We start from the raw sequence: 21,522 nt of genomic DNA on the forward strand, positions 1-21,522 counted from the left end.
ATTTCGCCAAATAAACCGCCCCCGGAGGGTCGCTCAGCCAACAAAAAACGCCGCCCGATCTCTCAGGCGGCGCCAGCAATGTAAACAGGCAAAAAGGTCAGTCCACGGAGCCGATGGAAAAGAACATTGTCTCGCCCGAATGGTCATCGACACCGTCATTGTCGGTCGAAATCCATGCCGTGCCATCGGCCAGGATCGCCAGCCCCTCGACCTTGTCGAGTACATAGCCACCGGTCGAGGTCAGGTCAGGGATCAGATCACGCACCTCTTCCTTGCTGACCACTGGCAACTCACCACCCAGCGGCGCAGGTTTCATCTCCGCCAGCGGCACACGGTAGACCTTCTTGGTCACGGCTTCGATGCCATGCTGGTTGTCACGCTCCACGATATAGACGTGATCGCCATGGGCCACGATCTCAGACAGGCCAACCCAACCCTTGGTCGGTTCCGCCTTGGGATAGTGGACTGCGCCCCATTCCTCGGTCTCAAGGTTGTAGGCCACCAGTTTCACATGATTGGCCGGATCATCCTTCCACTCGCGCTGCACGGCCATCCACAGGGTATCGCCGACCTTGGTGATCCCCTCAAAACCGAACCGACGCTCGACCGCCATCAATTCCGCGGGCAAGCCGATCTCTTCCTCGATGCTGCCGTCAGCCGCCACCTTGTAGATCGCGTGCGGAATGACCCGGTCGGTCCGGCCTTCGCTGGCGATCCAGAACGCATCACCATCCAGCGTGATGCCCTCCATATCCAGCTTCTGCGCAGGCCGCCCTGCGCGGGTGACGAGGGTGGCCTCGACAATCCGCGCCGGGGTCTGCGAGGGGTCAATCTTGAAGATGCGCGGCTGGAAGCCATAAAAGCTGTCGGACACGGCATAGATCATACTATCGGCGTCCGCGACCATGCCCGAGATAGCACCCCACCCGGTCAATTCGTCCATCCCTTCGGATGTCAGATGCGGGTACACAGCCGGACCTTCGGCATATTCAAACAGCATCACATGCGCCCGGGCGGCACCATCTTCCAGCCCGTCCACCTCGTTGGCCGACACCAGCAGGTTCCGCTCCGGGATCACCACATAACCTTCCGGCCCGATGCCCGAGGGCAGCATCTGCGTCAGCACGGGGGCCTCAAGACTGGTGACGTCATAGACCCCGACGATGGACCCGCGCTCGGACCCCACAAACACAAACGGCGTGCCGCCAAAGCTGGCAAAGGTCACGCTTTCGGGCTCCACACCCTTCGCGTCCGACCGCTTGTCCGGGTAGTGCCCGATCTGCACCATCGCGTGCTCAAAGCTCACGCCGCTTTCATAGACAATCCGCCCGTCCTTGCGGAAAATCGTCCAGCCGCGCGACCCGCCTTCGTAGTCGCCCTCGTTGGCGGTGGCAAAGTGTTCATCATCAATCCACGTCACCGCATCGGGCTCGCGCAGACGACCCATCTGGCGCTCGGTAAAGATCAGCGCCCCACGCTCGTCGGTGGCATCAATGCCTTCGAGGTCCACGGCCCCGGCCGAGAAATGGCTGACAATCGAACCATCACGCGCCACCACAACCATGTGGTTGTTCTCTTGCAGTGTGACGACCGTCTCACCCAAGGCATTGATCGAAACATATTCCGGCTCAGGGTCCGTAGGTGCCACATCGGCCAACCCGGTCAGATCGGCGGTCAGGATGCTGTCGCAATCCAGCGACCCGTCCACCACGTCAATCATCTGCAACGACCCGGCGGGCAGTTGCGGGATCACCCCGTCGTTCAAATCCTCGTCCCGCTCATTCTCAATCGCGACGGAGACGAAAGACCCGTCAGGTGCCTTCGCCACACTGTCCGGCTGCCCGGCCAGATCGCAGGACGCGATGACCGCGCCATCCGCCACGTTGATCGCCAGCATCTTGCCCGACGGGTTGGTAAAGCTTTCCGACGTGTTGATCCCGACAAAGGCCGTCGTGCCGATCACGGCCACGGATGTCGGCTCACCCTCCAGCGCGATATTGCCCAGGGGCTGCGGGTTCGCAGGGTCGGTGATGTCCACCCGGCCCAACGCCTCAAGCGGGCTATCGGTATAGACCAGCGTCATCCCGTCGGCGGTCACGTCGATGATCTCGGGCGAGCTTTCGCGGCTGGTGTCCTCACCTTCGGCCATGTTGGTCACGACCGGGAACGACGCGATGCGGTTGAAATGCTTGGCCGCATGGCCGTCAGCCACAGCCGCGCCTGCCATCAGGGCCAGCGCAGAGGTCATGCAGAAAAAGGGTTTGGTCATCAGACACTCCTTCGGGATCAAATCCCGGATGCAGTGGCCGTGTTCGTTGACGCTGACGTAACAGTCAGATGTCAGTTTTGTAAAATCAGACCTGCGGCGTATGGCCCTCCAGCACCGTCCGGAACCACCCCGTATCGATGTTGCCGCCGCACAGAATGACGCCGACCTTCTTGCCTGCCATCTGAGCCCGCTCCTGCATCAACCCGGCCAGCGGCGCGGCCCCCGCGCCCTCGGCCACATTATGCGCCGCGGTGAAATAGAGCCGAATGGCCTCCGCCACCTCATCATCGCTCACTGCAATGATCCGCTCCGCCCCCTTCGAATAGACGTCAAACGCCTCCTTCACAGGTACCCGCACCGCCATCCCATCGGCGAATGTCGCGGCCGAGTTCGTCTCGATCAGCCGCCCGGCTTCGACCGACAGTTTCGCTGTCTGCGCCTGATCCGACACGACGCCCACGACCTTGGTTGCCAGCCCCAAAGCATCCCGCGCCATGATCGTACCGCAAATCCCAGACCCGCAGCCAATGGGGACATAGACGGTGTCCAGATCCGGCTGCGCACTGAACAGCTCATAGGCATAGGTTGCCACACCTCGCACCAGCTCCGGGTGATAGGGCGGCACGATGAACAGCCCCTCGGCGGCAGCCACGCGGTAGGCTTCCTCCCGCGCGGTATCAAAATCGTCACCAAATTCCATCAGCTCCGCGCCGAACGCTTTCATCGCAGCATTCTTCTCCACCGAATTGCCACGCGGCACATAGACCTTGGCGGTCAACCCGGCCCCCGTCGCGGCCCAGGCCTGCCCCTGCCCATGATTGCCACGTGTCGCGGTGCAAATGCCCGGAACCTCCGGATGCGTCCGCACCAGCCAATCCATGAAGGTCAGCGCGCCCCGCACCTTGAAGGCGCCCGTGGGCGTGTGGTTTTCATGCTTCACCCACACATCAGCCCCCGTGGCGGCACTCAGCAGCGGCCAATGGTGCTGCGGGGTGGGGGCCATGCGGGCGTGAACGAAATTGGCGGCGGTCTCAAGATCGGAACGGGTCAACATGCGGCGCATCTGACCCCGATCAGCCCTCGGGGTCCAGCCCCTTGCCCTCAAACCAGTCCATCACGCGCACGGCCCAGCCCTGCGGCGCCCCATGCCCGCCCGGATGCAACATCAACCGAATGTCGCCAGCGGCACAATCAGTCCAATGACGAAACCACAGATCGCCCTCAAAACTGTTCCGCTCCGGCTGCCGGGCATCACACCCATTGGTCTCACGCAGGATCTTCAGTGACGCCCACACATCCCCTTGCACAACGGCCCCACCGCCAAAGGACCGCCCCTCAAGCGGCACCACCCGGTCGTTCCAGCCATGGGTATGAAACAGACGCACCGGCGCATCACAGCCCGCAGGCAGGTCATCCCAGAACGCCCCGGCAAGCGGCGCATAGGCATCGGCAAAGCCCGGCATCTGACACGCCATATCCCAGACAAAGGACCCCCCGCGCGAAAACCCGGCGAGCAGCACCGAGCCACCCTCCACACCCGTCCGCGCACGCACATCGGCCATCACATCCGGCAGAAACTCAAAATCCTGCCGGTCATACTCCAGCCCCTTGCCACGCACGGACCAATCCCGCTTGAACCGGCGGGTGGGCTGCTCGCCATTGGGGGCGACAAAAACATAGCCCCGCGCCAACGCCTCCCGCGCGAGGCCGGAGGTCAACAAGCCCTGACCGCGCGCGCCGCCGCCATGCAGGTGCATGACAATGCCCTTCGGCACCGCAGCCTCCGGCAGGGCCATGTGGTAACTGCCGCCCGGCACCGCACAGGCATCATCGCGGGCACCGCAGGCCAGGGCGGGTAGGGACAGAAAAGCAAACAGGACGGCAAGGATACGGGTCATCAAAACGCTCCGGCTGAAATCTGCACCCACCTGAGCGCAATCGTTGCGGGCGCGCAACTCACGTCGATGTCAGTGTCGTCACGCCGTTGCAGCCACGCGCCGATGCCGTGATAAGTGAAGCGAGTGGCGGGCAAGCCCGTCAGACAAGCGCCTTGGGGGACGACTATGACACGGACAGGACTGATGCTGGCAGCGGCGGCTCTCGCGCTGGCCGCATGTGACGAGACCACGCAATCGGGCGGTGTGGGCGGGCCGTTCCTGTCGCCCTTGCCGGACAACATCCTCGCCATGGCCGACCCGAAACAGGACCTCAACGCGGTCAAGGTCGACCCGGTGGACGGCTGCCTCGTCTACCGCCACGTGGGCCCGGTCGAAACCACTTTCCTGCCCCTGCGCAACAAGCAAGGGCGGCCCATCTGCACCCGCGCCCCGGCAGAAACGACGCCCGCGACCTAACGCGAGACCTCGCAAAAGCGGTGTCGAACCCGCTTGCCACGTCGGAGTGACGTGCGCACAGAACACATCCGTTGTCTGTCTCTGACCTTGGCGGAGGAATGACCGCTGAACAGACTTGGCAAACGTTGCTTCAAAGCGCTGGCAGGACCGGAGTCAAGCCGAAGGCGCCGGTCCAACACAAGCCCGTGGGCTGGTGTTTTGGTTGCTGCGCCGAGCGGAAATTCTGTGGAGTGTGTTTGGCTGCCACAAAGCGCTGTCGAAGGGATGGTGCGACACCAGCCCACGGGCTTGTGTTGGAGCGGCTTAGCGTCGATTAGCGCAGGAAGCGGACTTTGCGAAGTCTGACCAAATTTCTGCTTTGAGCCCAAAGTGTCAGATGCTGCACAATTCACAAATGACCGCTTATCCAGACAGCGCCTTATATTGGGCAAACCACTCAAGAGCGGCTCTTGACCACTCAAAGCTGCGAATTTCTCCTGTCGCAGCTGCGTCGATCTTCGCAATGTGCTGTTGTTCCAGCCGAGGATGAACGAGAAGAGTGTACCGCACTAAGTGCAGAGGTAGTATCGGCCGGCCACCACCTGGGCCCTTGTCCGAAAGAAAAACTGGCGTCCAGAGCCTCCTGCGTATGAGCCGCAATAACCCTTTCCAACGTCCGATTTTAAGCAGTATGACCCTGTCCGCGCGAGCAGCGACCGCTTCAAGTGCCGCTCCGTGGTTTCCCTCAATGATCCAACTTTCACCACTGGCAAGCCTAGCAGCCTCATTCGCCCCGGCCTCGCGATTACGTGGTGCTCCGCCAGGGTAGAAGAAGACGTTATCAAGATGATGGACGGGCAAGTCGACCCTTTTGGCAAGCGCTAAAGAAAGGGTCGTTTTTCCGGATCCGGGTGCTCAGTAAATGAATACTCGCATGGCATGATCCTTCCACCACAGCCGGGTGTTCAGCAAAAAAGGGCGCCGATTTAATGCTCATACGTTAGCAGAGGCCGCCCCGGAAGCAGACATCCGGAAGTTGTTGGCTTATGTCGGCTCCTCCGCCCAGCCGTCATCTGAGCATCTTTAACCAATGACCGCTTCGTACTGAAAGCGGGCTTCCCCGCCTACCAACAGACAAGACGACCTCACCGAAACCCGTCAAAAAGGGAAAGGGCACTGCACAGGTAGCATACCCCGCGCGGTGCCAAGTGCTGATTCACTTTTAGCTCGCTGCGGTCAGCCCATCCTCCGACGGGTACAGGAACGCCGTCGAACCCGGCGTCACATTCGGATACAGCTGGTTGATATGCGCCATGATCATGCGCACGCAGCCCGAGCTTGCGCGCCCGCCGATGGACCGGGGGTAGGGGGTGCCGTGAATGCGCAGATACGTGTCGCGGTTGCCCACGAACAGGTACAGCGCCCGCGATCCCAGCGGGTTGCGCGGTCCGCCGTTCATGCCGTCCGCGTGCTGTTCAAACAGTTGCGGATCACGCTCGATCATCGCCTTCGTGGGCGTCCATGTGGGCCACTTGGCCTTGCGCTTGATGTTGTAGGTGCCGGGTTCATACAGGTTGCCCCGCGCGATCGCCGCACCGTAGCGCATGGCCGTGCCGTCACCCTGGATGTGGTACAGATACCGGGCCACTGCATCGACGTGGATGTCGCCAGGTTTCAACCCGTCATTGGCCTGCACCCGCTGCGGCAGAAACCGGCGATGCACGCCCCAGGGGTTCGACGTAGCAAGGTCAAAATTGGCCGGTGTGACCTGTGCGTCCCAGGCGGACCATTTCGACTGGTCGGAAATGGGCCGCGCCAAAGCGGGCCCTGCGATCGGGGCCGAGAAAAGGGCGGTGGTCGTCAGAATAAAATGGCGTCTGGTCAACATGAATCGAAAATCCTCGCACTAATTACCATCTGTGTACGTCATCGTTCGCATGTGGTGCAAATCACCTCGCGTTCGGTCACGCCGATGTGACCGAACTTCGCCAATGACTTACACGCTCATGCAAACGTATTTCATCTCCAAAAACTCTTCGATCCCGTGATGCGATCCTTCGCGTCCGAGGCCAGATTGCTTGACCCCGCCGAAGGGCGCCACCTCGGTCGAGATAATGCCGGTGTTCACGCCCACCATGCCGTATTCCAGCGCTTCGGATACCTTGTGGACGCGGGACAGATCGTTGGCATAGAAATACGCCGCCAGTCCAAAAATCGTATCGTTTGCCATCGCGATCACGTCGTCCTCGTCCTCGAATTTGAACAGCGGGGCGAGGGGGCCAAACGTTTCCTCATGGGCCACCTTCATGTCCTGAGTGACCCCGGTCACCACGGTGGGCTGCAGGAAGGTGCCGCCCAAATCATGCGGTTGACCCCCGGTCAGAATGGCCCCCCCATGCTCCACCACATCCGCCAGATGATCCTGCACTTTCTCAACGGCCTTGTCCGTAATCAACGGCCCGGTGGTCACGCCATCCTCAAGTCCGTCGCCCACCTTCAAACCCTCAACCGCCACCTTCAGCTTGGCGGCAAAAGCATCATAAACCCCGGCCTGCACATAGATCCGGTTGGCACAGACACAGGTCTGCCCCGCATTCCGAAACTTACAGATCATCGCGCCCTCAACGGCAGCATCCAGATCGGCATCATCAAAGACGATGAAAGGGGCATTACCGCCCAGCTCCATCGAACATTTCATCACCTGATCAGCCGCCTGTCGCAGCAGGATACGCCCCACCTGCGTGGAGCCGGTGAAGGTCAGCTTGCGCACAGCAGGGTTCTCGCAGAACTCCTTACCCGTCTCGGAGGCGTTGGAGGTCGTCACCACCTGAAACACCCCCGCCGGAATGCCCGCGCGTTCGGCCAGCACCCCCATAGCGATGGCCGACAGCGGCGTCAGTTCCGCGGGACGCGCAACAAAGGCGCAACCGGCGGCGAGCGCGGGTGCGGCCTTGCGTGTGATCATGGCGTTGGGAAAGTTCCAGGGCGTAATCGACGCCGCCACCCCGATGGGCTGCTTGATCACCGTGATCCGCTTGTCACGCTGATGGCCTGGAATGGTCTCGCCATAGATGCGCTTGGCTTCTTCAGCAAAGAACTCCACGAACGAGGCGCCGTAGCCAATCTCGCCCTTGGCCTCCGCGAGTGGTTTGCCCTGTTCGGCGGTCAGGATGACACCCAGATCATCCTGGTTTTCCATCATTAGATCGAACCACTTGCGCAGCACCGCGCCACGCTCTTTGCCGGTCCACGTGGCCCAGTCCTTTCGCGCGTCGCGCGCGCCAGCAATTGCGTCTGCCACCTGTGCACGGCTCAGGTCCTGCACGTTGGCGATCACATCTCCGCGCGCGGGGTTGGTTACTTCGAACGTCCCCTCGTCACCCTCCACCCAAGCGCCATTCACATAGGCGCGCGTTTCCAGCAGCGTGGGGTCGTTGAGCATAGATTTCAGGTCGGTGGTGTGGTCAAGCATGGTGCGTCCTTTTCGGGTCTTTTGCATGTCAAACAACACGAGCTACGCTTGTCCAGTTCCAAAGTAAGGGGGAACGTGATGCCAGACATGGACGATGCCTATGCCAACGGGGCCTATATCGATGGGGCCGCCGATTACCCACCGCGCTGGGCAGAACAGGCGGAGGCGTTCCGCAAAGCGCTCGGGCCAAGGGCGCGGCTGGGGCTGAGCTATGGCCCGTCCGAACGGATGGCGCTTGATCACTTCCTGCCCGAAGGCGAGGCCAAGGGCACGCTGATCTTTGTCCATGGCGGTTACTGGCTGAAATTCGACCGGTCCTACTGGTCGCATCTGGCCGCAGGTGCGCTGGCGCAGGGCTGGAGCGTGACAATGCCCTCCTATGATCTGTGCCCAAACGTTCGCATCGCCGGGATCACGCAGCAGATCGCACAGGCGGTGATGGCTGTGGCCGACGGCAGCATGGGTCCGATCAGCCTCGCCGGGCATTCTGCAGGCGGGCACCTCGTGTCCCGGATGCTGGCGCCGGGGATGCTGCCCGCTTCTGTGATATCACGGCTCACCCATGTGATGTCCATCTCGCCTGTGTCCGACCTTGAACCGCTGTTGGAAACAGTGATGAACGCGGAGTTCGGCATGGACACCGCCATGGCGCGGGCCGAAAGCCCCGTGCACCAACCCAAACCGGATGTGCGCGTCACAGTCTGGGTCGGAGCCGATGAACGGCCCGTGTTCCTGGATCAAGCGCGGTGGCTGGCCGAGGCTTGGGGCGCCGAACACGTGATCACCAAGGGCGAACACCACTTCAACGTCATCGACGCGCTGGCCGATCCGGATAGCGACATGATCCGGCGCTTGACGACGGCACGCTGACGCGCAAGATGATGATGGCTGCGGGCGATGGCGTCGCCCGCATACGCAGCCCAAACCGTCCTGCACGCCGGGACCTTTCTGCAAAGGAGGGTCAGGCATGACCGCTCGCCCCGATTTCTACCGCTTCCACAACGGCGAAAAGGCCACTCTGCCATTCGACGCCGCTGAATACGACGCCCGCCTGACCGAGTTGCGCGACCGGATGGAAGCGCAGGGCGCCACCGCTGCCGTGCTCACCTCCATGCACAATGTCGCCTACTACTCGGGCTTCCTCTACTGCGCCTTTGGCCGCCCCTATGCCTGCGTCGTGACCGAAGACGCCTGCGTCACCATCAGCGCGGGCATCGACGCGGGCCAACCCTGGCGGCGCAGCCACGGCGACAACATCACCTACACGGACTGGCAGCGCGACAACTTCTGGCGCGCTGTGCGCGAGGTGACGGGCGAGGGGGCCGTGATCGGGGTTGAATCCGACCACCTGACCTTGCTGCAACAGGGCAAGATGGAGGATTTCCTGAAACCCGTCGCCACCGTCGACCTGTACGAGACAACCATGCGTCAGCGCATGAACAAATCCGAGGCCGAGATCGCCCTGATCCGCCACGGGGCGCAAGTGGCTGACGTGGGCGGCTACGCCATCCGCGACGCGATCAAGGCGGGTGTGCGCGAGATCGACGTGGCCATGGCAGGCCGCGACGCGATGGAGATGGAGATCGCCAAACGCTTCCCCGATGCCGAATACCGCGACACCTGGGTCTGGTTCCAATCCGGCATCAACACCGATGGCGCGCATAACCCTGTCACGGGCCGGATGCTGGAGCGGGGCGATATCCTGTCGCTCAACACCTTCCCAATGATCTCCGGCTACTACACCGCGCTGGAACGCACACTGTTCGTCGAAACCGTGGATCACGCCAGCCTCAAGCTCTGGAACCACAACGTCGCCGCGCACGAACTGGGCATGTCGCTGTTGAAGCCCGGCGCGACTTGCGCCGAGGTGACGGAAGGCGTGAACGCCTATTTCCGCGAATACGATCTGCTGCAATATCGCAGCTTTGGCTACGGCCACTCCTTTGGCGTGCTGTCGCACTACTACGGGCGCGAGGCGGGGCTAGAACTGCGCGAAGACATCGACACCGTGCTTGAACCTGGCATGGTCATCTCGATGGAGCCGATGCTGACGATCCCCGAGGGGCAACCGGGCGCCGGCGGCTACCGTGAGCACGACATTCTGGTGATCACGGAGGACGGGAACGAAAACATCACCGGCTTCCCCTACGGCCCCGATCACAACGTGATCGGCTGATTAAACTATGACATACAGGGTTGAATTTGTTTCACTCTTTGCAACCTGAGTTTGCGCCGCAACTGAGAATCGCGTACTCTCGGAAACGAACGGTGCGCGTTCAACAATTAGGTCCCCACATGCTGGCTGATCGCCATCCTTTTCAGGACGAACGCCTTGACGCGCTACGTTCATATGACGTGCTCGACACCGCGTACGAAGCCGAGTTCGACAGTATTGTCGATGTTGTGGCCGACATCTGCGAGGTGCCGATTGCCCTGATCAGTCTGGTGGATGGCCACCGGCAATGGTTCAAGGCGGTCAAGGGGCTGGACGTGCCCGAAACGCCGCTTGAATCCTCGATCTGCTCGCACGCCATACTCGAAGGCGATCTGGTGGAAATCGAAGACACCCATGCCGACCCGCGTATGGACGGCAATCCGCTGTGTGTGGATGATGCGGGCCTGCGGTTCTATGCGGGCGCGGTGCTGAGGTCGCCCGATGGCCTGCCGCTGGGCACGCTGTGCGTGCTGGATCGGTGCCCCCGCACGCTTACCGACCCGCAGCGCAAGATGCTCAAGGTGCTGGCGGGGCAGGTCATGGCGCAGTTCGAACTGCGCCGCACGCTTAAGCAACAGGCCATCCTGCACAGCGAGGCGGATCACCGGATCAAGAACTCGCTCCAGATGCTGTCCTCGCTCACCCGGTTCCAAAGCCGCGTGTCGGAACTCGACGAAACGCGCGAAGCGCTGGATGCCGTCGGCCAGCGGATCGAAACGATGGGGCGGCTGCACGAGGTTTTGCAGGCGGGCAACGTTCAAACCCATGTCGATCTGGATGACTACCTGATCCGCATCGTGGATTTCCTGACCGAACAGTCGCCGGAACACGTGATGATCGACACCGCGCTGTCGCACATCCGCATGACCCCATCCCGGGCCGCGTCTATCGGGATCGTGCTGAACGAATGGGTCACAAACGCCTACAAACACGCATTCCCGTCAGACCGTCCCGGCACGATCCGGGTCACGGTGACGGATATGGGATCAGGGACGGCTCAACTTGAAGTGGCCGATGACGGCTGCGGCACGACGGTCGAGACGCCCACCCGCCGTTCCGGCCTTGGCACCCAGATCACTGACGCGGTCGCGCAGGCGCTTGACGGCACGCTGACGGCAGATGCCAATGCCTTCGGCACCCGCCACCGGCTGCTTTTCGCCGTCTGACCACCTTTCCTTGTCGCAACCTTTTTGCAACTATTCCCTCGAATATCGGCCTGTGCCGATGTAAATGCGTGTTACATTGCCTATATGTAACGCAACACATTGAACGTAGGGGACATTTTATGGCCGATTTCGCAAGCCAGGTGGCAGAATCTCAATCCCAGGTGGCCGAGGCGCAACAAAAAATCTCGGAACTCACCAGCCGGATCGAGGCGGCGCGGTCCAAGATGAAGTCGGGCGATGACATCTCGATGGACATCGAAAACGCGACGCTCGAAGACGTCCATGCCCACACCGACGTGATGAACGCCAACATCGCCGAGCTGATCATGGGTCTGGATGATGTCACCGCCGCATTCTCGAAGGATTTTGAAGAGATGCGGTCCAAGACGGGCTGGGAAAGCTTCGTCGGCATCTTTGCCAAGGCCAAGTCGGAGAGCATGCGGCAGGAACGTGTGCGATCCGCGTCGATTGACGACAAGCTGCAGGACCTGATCTCGAAATCTGACGTGATCGTGCAGTTGCTGCAGGGTCAGCTGACCATGCTGGAAGACCAGAAATCCAAGGTCGAAGCCAACCTGACCGAAACGCTGGACGAACGCGAATTCACGGTGCAGGAACTGTCAGCCCTGCAAGCCGACATTCAGGCGATGGACCCGCAGATCATCACCCTGGAAAACAAGATCGCGTCCGAAACCGACGCCGCCAAGCGCACGGCGCTCGAGACGGAACTGGCCGACCTCAACTCGAAATACAACGAGATGGTGCAGGAAGAGCAGGTCAAGGTGGCCAAGTCCCAGACGCTTGAGCGCTATATCGAGAAGGGCAAGACCTGGGTGGACAGCCTGCAAAACCAGGCTGCGACCCAGATGGTGCTGATCAACAAGCTGCAAACGGACACCAAGCAGCGGGTTGTGCTGTATGATGCGCTGACAAAGTCGTTGAAGACAGCCCAGCAACAAGACGTCGCGCACCGCATCAACGAGATCGGCGTGAAGACGGACCAGGAGGCGCAAACCGCCATGGCCGGTATCGGTGCGGCAACGAATGCCCGCATGGCCGACATGCTGGAAGCGCACGAAGACCAGATGGTCTTTGCCCGCGACGTGCTGGAGCAGAAGGCCAAGGCGGATGAGCGGTTTGCACGTCGGTTCGCGCAGATCGTGGAGAAGCACGACAGCAATGCGTATGGTGGGTGAGGTTTGAATAACCGCTCCAATACAGAGCCGTTTTCAGTGCGTCGTCATCGGTTCTTCAAATCAGGTCGCTTCAAGTTTTCTCTTCTTGGTATAGGTCTGATTTGGTTGTTGGCTGCAAACTGGATTGATCTCACATGGTGGTGGTATCTGCCGGGTTTTGTAATGCTGTCTGTCGGTTTGTTACTGCTGGGAGCATTTAATATGGATGCCGATAGATCCGGCTTTGGGGCTGACGGTAGATGATACAAAAGCGCCTCTACTTGTTTCGGCGGGGTGGCGTCGCTCCGCAGACAGTTACCACCGTTCCCGGCGAGGAGACCACGACCCTTGGTGTGCTGGGCTACGCGCTTGAGGGCACATCTCAATGACTCCGGGGACTATGTTAGTCTTTTTAAAGTTTGGATGCCTGTTGGCGCTTCTGACTTTGATGAACCAATGCAGCGCTGTCTTTCAGACGGAAGCGTTTTCAAGTTTAGCGAAGGATGAAGCGTTCAAGTCTCACATTTTAACACCAACAGCCATGGCGTTTTTTGCTGGGGGCGTCTTTGGCCTTGTATCTCGGCTTTGCGTGAGCGTAGTCCTTCCAGCAATCGTTGCGGTTCGACGCCGGGCAGGCATCAAAACAGATGTAAACGCGTTTGCTTTGAAACACATTTTCGAACTGGACGAGCACGCCAAGCCGATCAAGCGGGGCCCGCTTGGCGTTTGGAGATCGGGGCGATGACCAAACCCGAAACCTCCGGCCTCACCGACCTATTCGCCTCGCGCCGCTATTTCAAGAAATTCGAGACGATCACCGGGCACCTCGCCCGTGTCGCAGGCGTGATGGAGGCCGAGGGCGATCTGAACCGGGATGAGGTGAAGATCCTCACCCGCTACATCGCCGAGTTGACCTTCACCTTCCGCGCGCTCTCCCAGAAATACCTGCTGGTGGGCCGCGACACCGGGCGCGTCTTCGGCTCGCTTGCCATCGACAAGCGCTACAGCGGCTTCCCCGCGGCCGAAGAACTGCTCACCATGGCCTCGGACGCGATCCAGGCGGGTGTCCATCTCGACCGGATCGACCCGGCGGATGAGCTGAAAAAGCAGATGGTCGAGGTCATCATCGGCGACCGCCAGGTGCCCACGAAACTGCAATTCGCGCTGTCACAGCGGCTCTACTACCAAGACCTGCAACGCGGCCAACTCTTCTGGCCCCGCAACGACCCGCAGATCGTTTGGACCGGCAACCTGAGCGATGACCGCCGCAGCTTCCGCATCCACTGGGCGGTCTGCGATACCGAACTGAACCTGCCCGTCATCTACATGATGGAGGTCGAGGACACGGGCCGCACCGCTCTGCCCAAGGACCCACGCCGCTGGCCCGAAGCCCAAGCGCACCTGATGGCGCAATCGCTCGGCAAGCTGAAGCTCGTCACCATCGCCAAGGGCTTCGACGAGGATTTCGACAACATCCACCCCAAACGCCTGCGCCGCTTCTACGCGGGCCCCATGTACTCCTCAGCCTTCACCGCGCAATCGGGCCCCATCCTCGACGTCCTCAAAGCCGCCCGCGCGCCCGAAGGGCAGGACTGGGCGCTGGTTTGGACCGAAGAAGACCTGCGCTCAGAACGGGTGATCGAGGAACGCTCGGGCTGGTTCTCGTCCGTCGAACGCGAAGTCTTCGCCCTCGACCCCTTCTCAGGACGCGGCGCGGACCTTGGGGCCACGCGGATGGAACGCAGCATCGTCCTGCCCCAACGCGCCTTCCAGGCGCTCGAAGAAATGAACCCGCCCGGTTTTGGCTCTGTCCGCAAATTTGTGGTCAGCCCGTCGGGGCGCGTCCTGAGGTACTGAGAGGAAGCGGATGTCAATTTGGTCCTCCAGGTGGAACCTTTTGGAAGCAGACAAGGGGGACGGTCGTCTCTCGTTTGTGCAATGGATCGTCAAGCACCGCAGAAATCACTTCGTCGCGCTAACCGCCTTGTGGTTGTTCGGGATGTACTTTTGCTTCGTTTCTCCAGGCTGGGAAAACACTAACTCAGGTGAAAGAACTCTTGGTGTGACGCTCGCCTGTCCAATCCTATTTTTTTTGGAGCTGAGGGTCAGATATCGTGCCTTTAAGCTCCATAACCCTGTTGGTAAGGCTAAGGAGCCGACGACATGACCCAAACCGCCGACCAAATGGAACTGCGCGAGGCCGAGATTACGGCGCATTACCCCATGGCGCTGTCTATGTTGCAGGGCTTCGACCACGCCCCCCGCATCGGTAAGGGCAAGGAGGCGCCGCAGCAGGAACGCTCAAGCGGTGTGGGCACCCGCCGCCGCTTCCGCACCACCACGCCGGGCCTTGTCACCCGCCGCACCGTGCCCACCGGGGCTGTGCAACTGATGGCGACCATCGAAGGGGCCGATGACGATGATGCGCTGATGTCGCCCGTGCAGGCCACCACGCTCAACGCCCTGCGCCGCGCCATCTCCATCGCGCTGGCTGTGGCGGAGAACTACGCCTCTGTCTCGGGTCTCGGCGATCTGAAGCGCACCAACCTCGAAGGGGCGCTGCCCGCCGCGCGCAAGACCGAGTTTGCCGAACTGCTATCGGCCGAAGCGCTCATCACCCTCTACGTCTTCGGCAACGCCACCGCCTACCTGCTCTCGGCGCACCAGACGGAAGTCACGGCAGAGGTGGGCGAGGTTGAGGAAATTCTGACCGACAATGGCCAGACCTCCCTGCACGGCTGCCTATGGGAACTCGATCAGGACATCGCCACCCACGCCCCCGACGACGCCCACCTTGTCGCCACCATCACCGCCTTTGCCGAGGCGCTGATGGAAAAGGTCTCCTTGCGCGCCCAGAACGCCCCGCGCCTTGCACCCTTCACCGGGGCCAGCTGGCATGTGGAGGCCGACGATTTCACCGTGCAGGGCTTCACCCCCGCGACCAAGGCCAAGACCCAGACCCTCACCATGACCTTCAAGAAACCGCACGAGGTCGTGGGCAACCATATCGCCAAATACCAGGCCATGAAGCTCGCCAAGATGCTGATGGCCTACGACTTCGACCGGAGGCTCAACCCCTTTGCCGAACTGGGAGGCTTCATCTTCACCTTCATGGGCGACGGCAAGCCGGGGACGGGCAAGACGACCCTGATCCAGATGATGGCCGGGCTGATCAATGACTATTGCCAGGTCGCCGGATATGCCTTCCGCTACCAGAACCTGAGCACCGACAACATCGACAGCTACCAGGGCAAATCCGGTCAGAATGCCAAGGCGTTCATCTCCAACGTGCTCGATCCGGGCGTGATCGGCTTCGGCACCATCGACGACATCGACCAGCTCGCTGGCAAGCGCGGCGACCGCCAATCCTCTGCCGGGCAGCTTGAAATCACCGCCGTGCTGATGGAGAGTTTTGCTGGCGCCAACACCGTCGTGCGCGGGAACTGCACCTTCGGAATGTTTTCGAACTACCCCGAGAACGTGGACGACGCCCTGCGCCAGCGGGCCGGCGCGCGGTTCCTCGTGGACGGACCGCAAACGCGCGAGGATTACATCGACATCCTCGCCCTGCTGATGGGCAAGAACCACGACATCCCCATGGGCGCACACGAGTTGTTCTCGGCGCAAGAGATCAAGAAGGCGGTGGCGGCGTCCTTCGACAGCCACAATCGCCCGCATGAGGCGGGGCTGATGGAGGTGTTCGACCGGGTGCATTCCGACGTGGGCGAGTTGGATACGATTGCCAAGCTGGGCACGTATCTGAAGGCGATCCAGCAGGCCGATGAACGCTTCACCGGCCGCGCGATCAAGAACATCACGGACGCGGTCAAGGTCCGCGCCATGGATTTCGAACTGCCCGACGAGTGGATGGAAAACCCCGAACTGTTCCTGTTCAAAACCTACGACGAGAAGAAGGCGATGATCGAAGACCTGCGCGTGCCGATCACGGTCGACATGGTGGTGCAGGAGATCAACCGGTACGCCGACAGCGAGTTCCGTTACGCGGACAAGTCGGATGAAGTGGCGATCGAGGCGATGGTGCGGGACTTCGGGCGGCAGGAAGAGGCGAAGAAGCGGTATTTGGGAGGGTAATGACTAATACATGCAGGAGATCGACAATTGGCTTTTTCTTATTCTAGGCCTGCTAGGCGGACTAGTTACGTCTTATGTCTTCTGGTGGGTGCTAAACCATCGGTACGTACCAAACATCGTGTTTTCGCCAGAAGTGGCAAGGTCGGAGGTGGAATTTCACCCGTCTGGGTTCCGCTACCAAGTAGCCGTTAAAAACATAGGAAAACGAGAAGCCTTTAATGTCAGGTTTCGTCTAAGAATGAGAATAAAGGATGTGCGCCATACTGGAGGTACAATCTTTGATTACATAAATCTTGAGCTTGTAAATAACGAGTTCTTTATGTTTGCTGCCGGCTCAATGTTTCGTATTACGCCGCTACCCCACAAAACTGCGCGATTTTCAACAGATGTATTTCCGGAAGGAATTCAAAAAAAGTACCGCGATGGAGTTCTAGGTATGGATGACTTGTTTAACGAATGGGCAGGTGCAGAAATGTTTCTAGAAGTGATTGCCACAGATAGATTTTCTGGCGGTATGAAGTTCTTTCGATCGCCGTTGTACACCAAGAAGGACATTCGCCGAGGCGTTTTTAAAGGCAAGATACACGATTGTATCCACAAGCAAACCAGAACTATCGGAACTAAGCCGTGATAGGCGTACTCTATTATACGCAGACATTTGGGAATCTACTCAGGATTCCCCATTTGTGTGACATTTTCAAACGCCGTTGGGATCAGTGAAAAGGTAATTGAAAAGTCGATGCTTCTGATCATCATAACCCTCACCGCCCTCATCCTCGGCACCCTTCTCCCCCTCCGCTGGGGCGTCTTCGGCTTCCTCGCCGCCACAGCCTTCCTGTTCCTCACCCAAGCCGCCATCCACACCGCCATGGGCTTCGAAGGCACGCCGCTCTCTGAAACCATGCTGCTCTTCAACAACTCCTGGCCCGCCTATATCGGCTACAACCTCCAGATCACCTTCCGCAGCTTCGCCCTGCCGCTCCTTGTCCTCGCCACCCCGCTGATCTTCCGTTTGGGGAGGCGCACATGATCCTGACCGGTATCATCGCCATGGGCCTGATCGTGGTCGCCGCTTGGCTTCTGCCGCCCTACATAAAAAGCGCGCTGCCATTGCCGGAATTCCTGTTCGGCATGGTCTGCACCAGCTCCATCATCGGGATCGCTGCAGTGACGGTCCTCCTCATCCAAGCCATGGGGTTACCGCTGCCAATCATTGGCCCCAGCGGGGACGCAGGCTTTGGCAACGCGCTCCTGTCACTCTCCATGCCCAGCGTCGGCGTGCTGGTCATCCGGCTCGCGCAACTCAGGGGGACGCGCCCATGATCCGCCTCATCCAACGCGGCCTGATGTTCGGCAACCTCTTCCACGTGGCCTCGCCCGCGCTGGTGGAACGCTACAACCGCGCGCTCGAACACCTTACGGGCAAGCGCACCGCCCTCACCGATTTCTACATCGACATCTCCGGCTACTCGCCCGAGGTGGGCAACGAATTGAGCGACCCGCTCTACCTCAACCACAACGGGGTCAACCGGCAGTTCATCCTGCTCTCGACCGAGCAACGCAAATGCCCGCTGCTCGATGCGGAATTCTCCACGTCCCAAGGCATCCTCAAACGGTTCATCGCCGAAAACGAGGCGGCACTCTTCGCCCTCACCGCCCGCGACGCGGTGGCGGGGGAGCTTGTGAACTCCGTCTACGACATCTCCAGCCCCGCGCGGCTGTTCGATCTGCGCGCCATCACGGTCGAGGCGGACACGACCCGCGGCACGGTCCGCAACGCGGCCAGGCTGGCGGAGAAGGTGGACACGTTCCTGCAAGAAGACGACGCCTGGTTCGACGATGTCCTGATCGGCGAGATGATCCAGCTTGCGGGCCAGACCGGCGATGTCTCCCGCAACCCGGTGAACCTCAAGCCCATGCGCGTGGAAAAGGGCAACTTCTGGACGTCGCATTTCGGCGGGCTCTACATCTTCCAGACGCTCGACCACCCGGCCACGATTGCCGCGACGGAGAAGCCCGAGGATGTGCCGACCAAATACACCTTCGACCTGACCCAACGAAACCGCATCGCTAAGTTCCTCGAGTACAACGACCTTGTCGAACCCATCGTCAAGGCACGCGGCATCGACGGCGCGGCGATCCTTAAGCAGAAGATGGACTTCATCCTCGTCTCCGCTGTGACCGAAGCAGGCGTAGACCTCGCCGGCACCACCCGGCGCGACATGCGCAGGCTGGCCCGCGACCACGGACACCTGCTGCCCGAGGAATTCCACGGCCTCGCCCAACTGGTCGACTGGGCCGAACATGGGGGCAAATGGCCCCGCATCAGTTCCGAACACCCGGCCTATTTCTACACCCTTCGCGCCGCCGATACGCTGGACGCGGACCTCGTCAACATGCTGCTGTCCGAACTCAGCCCGCGCGACGTGCGGCAACTCTTTATCTGCCACAAACAGGCGTTCTATGCGGCCTACGCCACTTGGGCGGACGCGAAAAAGGAATATGTCGCACAGTATCTGGAAGATGAGTACAAGGCCGACAAGGCGGGCGCGCGCGAGGCGCTCTTTGGGCACGACGCCCCCATGGAACCCGACCCGAAGCCCCGCGATATGATCGCGCGAGTGGGGCCCTGGGGCGCAGTGAGGAGGTAAGGACATGGCCGTAGCAAGACTGTTTCTGATCGCCTTCGTGGTGCTGACGGTGATCTACATCTCGCTGTCTTTCTATTCGCGCGCACGGGCGCGCGACAGGCTTGAGGCAGAATGGGACGAGGGCGACAAACCTGGCCCGCGCGAGGCTTACATCAAGCACGGGCTTGCTGACTATGACGGATCACTGCGGCGCAAGCTGATCCTGGGGGTCTACATCGTGCCCATGGCGCTCATCTGCCTTATCATCTATCTCGTGAACTTCGCCTAAAGGACCCCTCAATGCGTTACATCGGCTGGACCCTTCTGATCACCTTCTGGGTCGCGATTGGCGCGGCGCTGCACTACACCCTGCCGCAACGCGACGTGGTGCGGATCGTGCGGGTGTTCGAGGAACGGCAGGACCTGAATGACTGGACGCGTGTGTTCTGGTCACGGCCGGACGAACAATCCGAAACCTTCGTCAGCCGCGACGTGCAGTTCATCCAGACGGTGCGGGCCAACGGACGGCCCATGGTTTATCGGAACGAGGACACCGGCTGGAGCTGGCCGCCATATTTCAAGTTCGACACATCGAACCTGTTTACCGAAGCCGCCGACGCGACATCGACCCGCGCGGCGCCCGAATGGTACGTGATCACGCATTACGGTTGGCGGAACGAGTTCCTGACGATCTTCCCCAACGCCATCTCGATCCGCCAGGTTGATGGCCCGAATGCGTCAAAGGGCATCCCGTGGGTAAACATTCTTATCCTGACGACGATTGCCGCGATCTTTTACGCCATCTGGGTCCGCTGGCGGCGTTTCCGCCGGGCGCGGATCGACCCTAAGCTCGAGGAAATGCAGGACAGTTGGGAAGCCGCTGGCGACGCCGTGTCGGAAAAGCGGGGCCGCTTCCGCCGCTGGATCAATACATGGAAAGCGAAATAGGGCGGAGGACACTCCCGCCTTACGATTGGGTCCGGTCGTAAAGCGGATCTCGATCCGCCTCAGCCACGTCAGGGCAGGGGATCCGTGCGCCACAACTTCACGCGCAAACCACCATGGGCGATGCTTGGACCTTCGGGCAGAAACGGCAGTCCCGTGGCCTTGGCCAGTGACGCCTCGCTGGTGACGATGCCCACACGCCAGCCCGTAAACCGCTCGGCAAGGACCTGTCCCAACCGGCCATAAACCGGATAAAGCGCCTTCTTGTTCCCGATCCGCGCGCCATAGGGCGGGTTCACGATCACCAGGCCCGGTGGCCCGTCAGGCGGCGCGATCTCCCCGACATTTCCGGTTTCAAATGACACAAGGTCCGCGACTCCAGCCCGCTCCGCATTGGCCCTTGCCATGGCGATCACGCCCTGATCCCGGTCTGATCCCGTAAGGTGCACTCGTGGTGCGCCCCGCCGGTCAAACGTCCGCAACGCAGCGACCGCATCGGCGTCGAACCCGGCAAACTGCTCAAAGGCAAAGCCGCGCGCGCGTCCCGCTTGTAACCCGGCCGCCATCTCGGCCGCTTCGATGACAAAGGTGCCGGACCCGCACATCGGGTCAAATACCGGCTGCGACCCGTCAAACCCGCACTGACGCAGAAACAGCGCGGCGAGCGTCTCGCGCATCGGCGCCTTGCCCACGGCCTCCTTGTGCCCGCGCTTGTGCAACGGCTCGCCAGAGGTATCGACACTGATCGTCACGCGGTTGTCGTCAATGCGCACCTTAAGCGTGACAGGCGCATCTTCGGCCACGCTCATCTCGGCACTCTCGACCAAAGCCTTCTCAATCCGCTTGGTGGCCGCACCCGCGTGGTAGATCTTGGATTTGCGCGAGGTCGCAACCTCCACCCGCACCGGCACGTCCGACCGCAGCACATCGGCCCACGGAAACTTCCGCGCCCGCTTGTCGAGCTGCGCCAGATGAAAGGCCATAAAGGATCCCATGCGCCACAGCACACGTGTGGCCCCGCGCAACTCCAGATTGGCGCGCCAGACCTCCGGCCAACCGCCGCGCAGGCTGACCCCGCCCGGCACCACATCGGCCACGTCAAAGCCATGTTCCCGCGCCTCATCGGCGAGGGTCTGTTCCATCCCCGGCAGGGTGATGGCAAAGATCGGGGCAGGTGTTTCGTCGGACATGAGGCCGTCTATATGGGCCCGCGCTGCGATCCGCA

The 21,522-nt window shown here is 61.0% G+C and carries 21 protein-coding genes; 15 read left to right on the forward strand and 6 right to left on the reverse strand.

Annotated features, from left to right (window positions below; genetic code table 11):
• Positions 1–97: 97 nt before the first annotated feature.
• The 3 genes from FD715_RS12585 to FD715_RS12595 form a co-directional block, all read right to left on the reverse strand.
• Entirely contained in the window at positions 98–2,269 is a 2,172-nt protein-coding gene (locus FD715_RS12585; RefSeq protein WP_147110128.1) for an esterase-like activity of phytase family protein, read from the reverse strand.
• An 85-nt stretch (positions 2,270–2,354) separates the two neighbouring features.
• Positions 2,355–3,323 (reverse strand): threonine dehydratase, encoded by a 969-nt coding sequence (locus FD715_RS12590; protein ID WP_223274865.1) that lies wholly within the window; start codon positions 3,321–3,323, stop codon positions 2,355–2,357.
• Positions 3,324–3,342: 19 nt separating this feature from the next.
• A complete protein-coding gene (locus FD715_RS12595) occupies positions 3,343–4,167 on the reverse strand; it encodes a PHB depolymerase family esterase (RefSeq protein WP_147110132.1) in 825 nt (274 codons plus the stop codon).
• 165 nt (positions 4,168–4,332) lie between these two features.
• On the opposite strand from FD715_RS12595, the gene FD715_RS12600 reads away from it, so the two are divergent.
• On the forward strand, positions 4,333–4,623 hold the full coding sequence (locus FD715_RS12600; protein WP_147110134.1) for a hypothetical protein: 291 nt from the start codon (positions 4,333–4,335) through the stop codon (positions 4,621–4,623).
• Positions 4,624–5,824: 1,201 nt separating this feature from the next.
• On the opposite strand, the gene FD715_RS12605 is transcribed toward FD715_RS12600, so the two are convergent.
• Both FD715_RS12605 and FD715_RS12610 read right to left on the reverse strand, forming a co-directional pair.
• Positions 5,825–6,490, reverse strand: a complete 666-nt coding sequence (locus FD715_RS12605; RefSeq protein ID WP_147110136.1) for a L,D-transpeptidase — start codon at positions 6,488–6,490, stop codon at positions 5,825–5,827.
• Positions 6,491–6,598: 108 nt separating this feature from the next.
• Positions 6,599–8,074, reverse strand: a complete 1,476-nt coding sequence (locus tag FD715_RS12610; RefSeq protein ID WP_147110138.1) for an NAD-dependent succinate-semialdehyde dehydrogenase — start codon at positions 8,072–8,074, stop codon at positions 6,599–6,601.
• Between the two features lie 78 nt (positions 8,075–8,152).
• Here FD715_RS12610 and FD715_RS12615 point away from each other — a divergent pair, with 78 nt between their 5' ends.
• The 14 genes from FD715_RS12615 to FD715_RS12680 all read left to right on the forward strand — a co-directional run bounded on the left by FD715_RS12615 (position 8,153) and on the right by FD715_RS12680 (position 20,300).
• Entirely contained in the window at positions 8,153–8,944 is a 792-nt protein-coding gene (locus tag FD715_RS12615; protein WP_147110140.1) for an alpha/beta hydrolase, read from the forward strand.
• A 97-nt stretch (positions 8,945–9,041) separates the two neighbouring features.
• Positions 9,042–10,250 (forward strand): aminopeptidase P family protein, encoded by a 1,209-nt coding sequence (locus FD715_RS12620; RefSeq protein WP_147110142.1) that lies wholly within the window; start codon positions 9,042–9,044, stop codon positions 10,248–10,250.
• A 179-nt stretch (positions 10,251–10,429) separates the two neighbouring features.
• The gene (locus FD715_RS12625; protein WP_223274866.1) at positions 10,430–11,455 is read left to right on the forward strand and encodes a histidine kinase dimerization/phosphoacceptor domain -containing protein; all 1,026 of its coding nucleotides are present in this window, start codon (positions 10,430–10,432) and stop codon (positions 11,453–11,455) included.
• Between the two features lie 119 nt (positions 11,456–11,574).
• Entirely contained in the window at positions 11,575–12,651 is a 1,077-nt protein-coding gene (locus FD715_RS12630) for a hypothetical protein (RefSeq protein ID WP_147110146.1), read from the forward strand.
• Positions 12,652–12,654: 3 nt separating this feature from the next.
• The gene (locus FD715_RS12635) at positions 12,655–12,894 is read left to right on the forward strand and encodes a hypothetical protein (RefSeq protein ID WP_147110155.1); all 240 of its coding nucleotides are present in this window, start codon (positions 12,655–12,657) and stop codon (positions 12,892–12,894) included.
• A gap of 166 nt (positions 12,895–13,060) precedes the next feature.
• Positions 13,061–13,375, forward strand: a complete 315-nt coding sequence (locus FD715_RS12640; protein WP_147110157.1) for a hypothetical protein — start codon at positions 13,061–13,063, stop codon at positions 13,373–13,375.
• Positions 13,372–14,487, forward strand: a complete 1,116-nt coding sequence (locus FD715_RS12645; RefSeq protein WP_147110159.1) for a hypothetical protein — start codon at positions 13,372–13,374, stop codon at positions 14,485–14,487. The genes FD715_RS12640 and FD715_RS12645 overlap by 4 nt, the downstream gene beginning before the upstream one ends.
• Positions 14,488–14,793: 306 nt before the next feature.
• Positions 14,794–16,722, forward strand: coding sequence for an ATP-binding protein (locus FD715_RS12650; RefSeq protein WP_147110161.1), 1,929 nt, complete (start codon positions 14,794–14,796; stop codon positions 16,720–16,722).
• Positions 16,723–16,732: 10 nt separating this feature from the next.
• A complete protein-coding gene (locus tag FD715_RS12655) occupies positions 16,733–17,353 on the forward strand; it encodes a hypothetical protein (protein WP_147110163.1) in 621 nt (206 codons plus the stop codon).
• Between the two features lie 108 nt (positions 17,354–17,461).
• Positions 17,462–17,752 carry a hypothetical protein gene (locus tag FD715_RS12660; protein ID WP_147110165.1) on the forward strand — a complete coding sequence of 97 codons (291 nt, stop codon included), beginning with the start codon at positions 17,462–17,464 and terminating at the stop codon, positions 17,750–17,752.
• Positions 17,749–18,045, forward strand: coding sequence for a hypothetical protein (locus FD715_RS12665; protein WP_147110167.1), 297 nt, complete (start codon positions 17,749–17,751; stop codon positions 18,043–18,045). The genes FD715_RS12660 and FD715_RS12665 overlap by 4 nt, the downstream gene beginning before the upstream one ends.
• A complete protein-coding gene (locus FD715_RS12670) occupies positions 18,042–19,373 on the forward strand; it encodes a DUF6638 family protein (protein ID WP_147110169.1) in 1,332 nt (443 codons plus the stop codon). The genes FD715_RS12665 and FD715_RS12670 overlap by 4 nt, the downstream gene beginning before the upstream one ends.
• 4 nt (positions 19,374–19,377) lie before the next feature.
• Entirely contained in the window at positions 19,378–19,641 is a 264-nt protein-coding gene (locus FD715_RS12675; protein WP_147110172.1) for a hypothetical protein, read from the forward strand.
• Positions 19,642–19,652: 11 nt separating this feature from the next.
• Positions 19,653–20,300 carry a DUF1523 family protein gene (locus FD715_RS12680; protein WP_147110174.1) on the forward strand — a complete coding sequence of 216 codons (648 nt, stop codon included), beginning with the start codon at positions 19,653–19,655 and terminating at the stop codon, positions 20,298–20,300.
• Positions 20,301–20,368: 68 nt separating this feature from the next.
• Here FD715_RS12680 and FD715_RS12685 read toward each other — a convergent pair whose 3' ends face one another.
• Positions 20,369–21,487 (reverse strand): class I SAM-dependent RNA methyltransferase, encoded by a 1,119-nt coding sequence (locus tag FD715_RS12685; RefSeq protein ID WP_147110176.1) that lies wholly within the window; start codon positions 21,485–21,487, stop codon positions 20,369–20,371.
• Positions 21,488–21,522 lie beyond the last annotated feature (35 nt).

Origin of the sequence: Tateyamaria sp. syn59 (assembly GCF_007995245.1) — a bacterium.
Taxonomy (GTDB): Bacteria; Pseudomonadota; Alphaproteobacteria; order Rhodobacterales; family Rhodobacteraceae; genus Tateyamaria.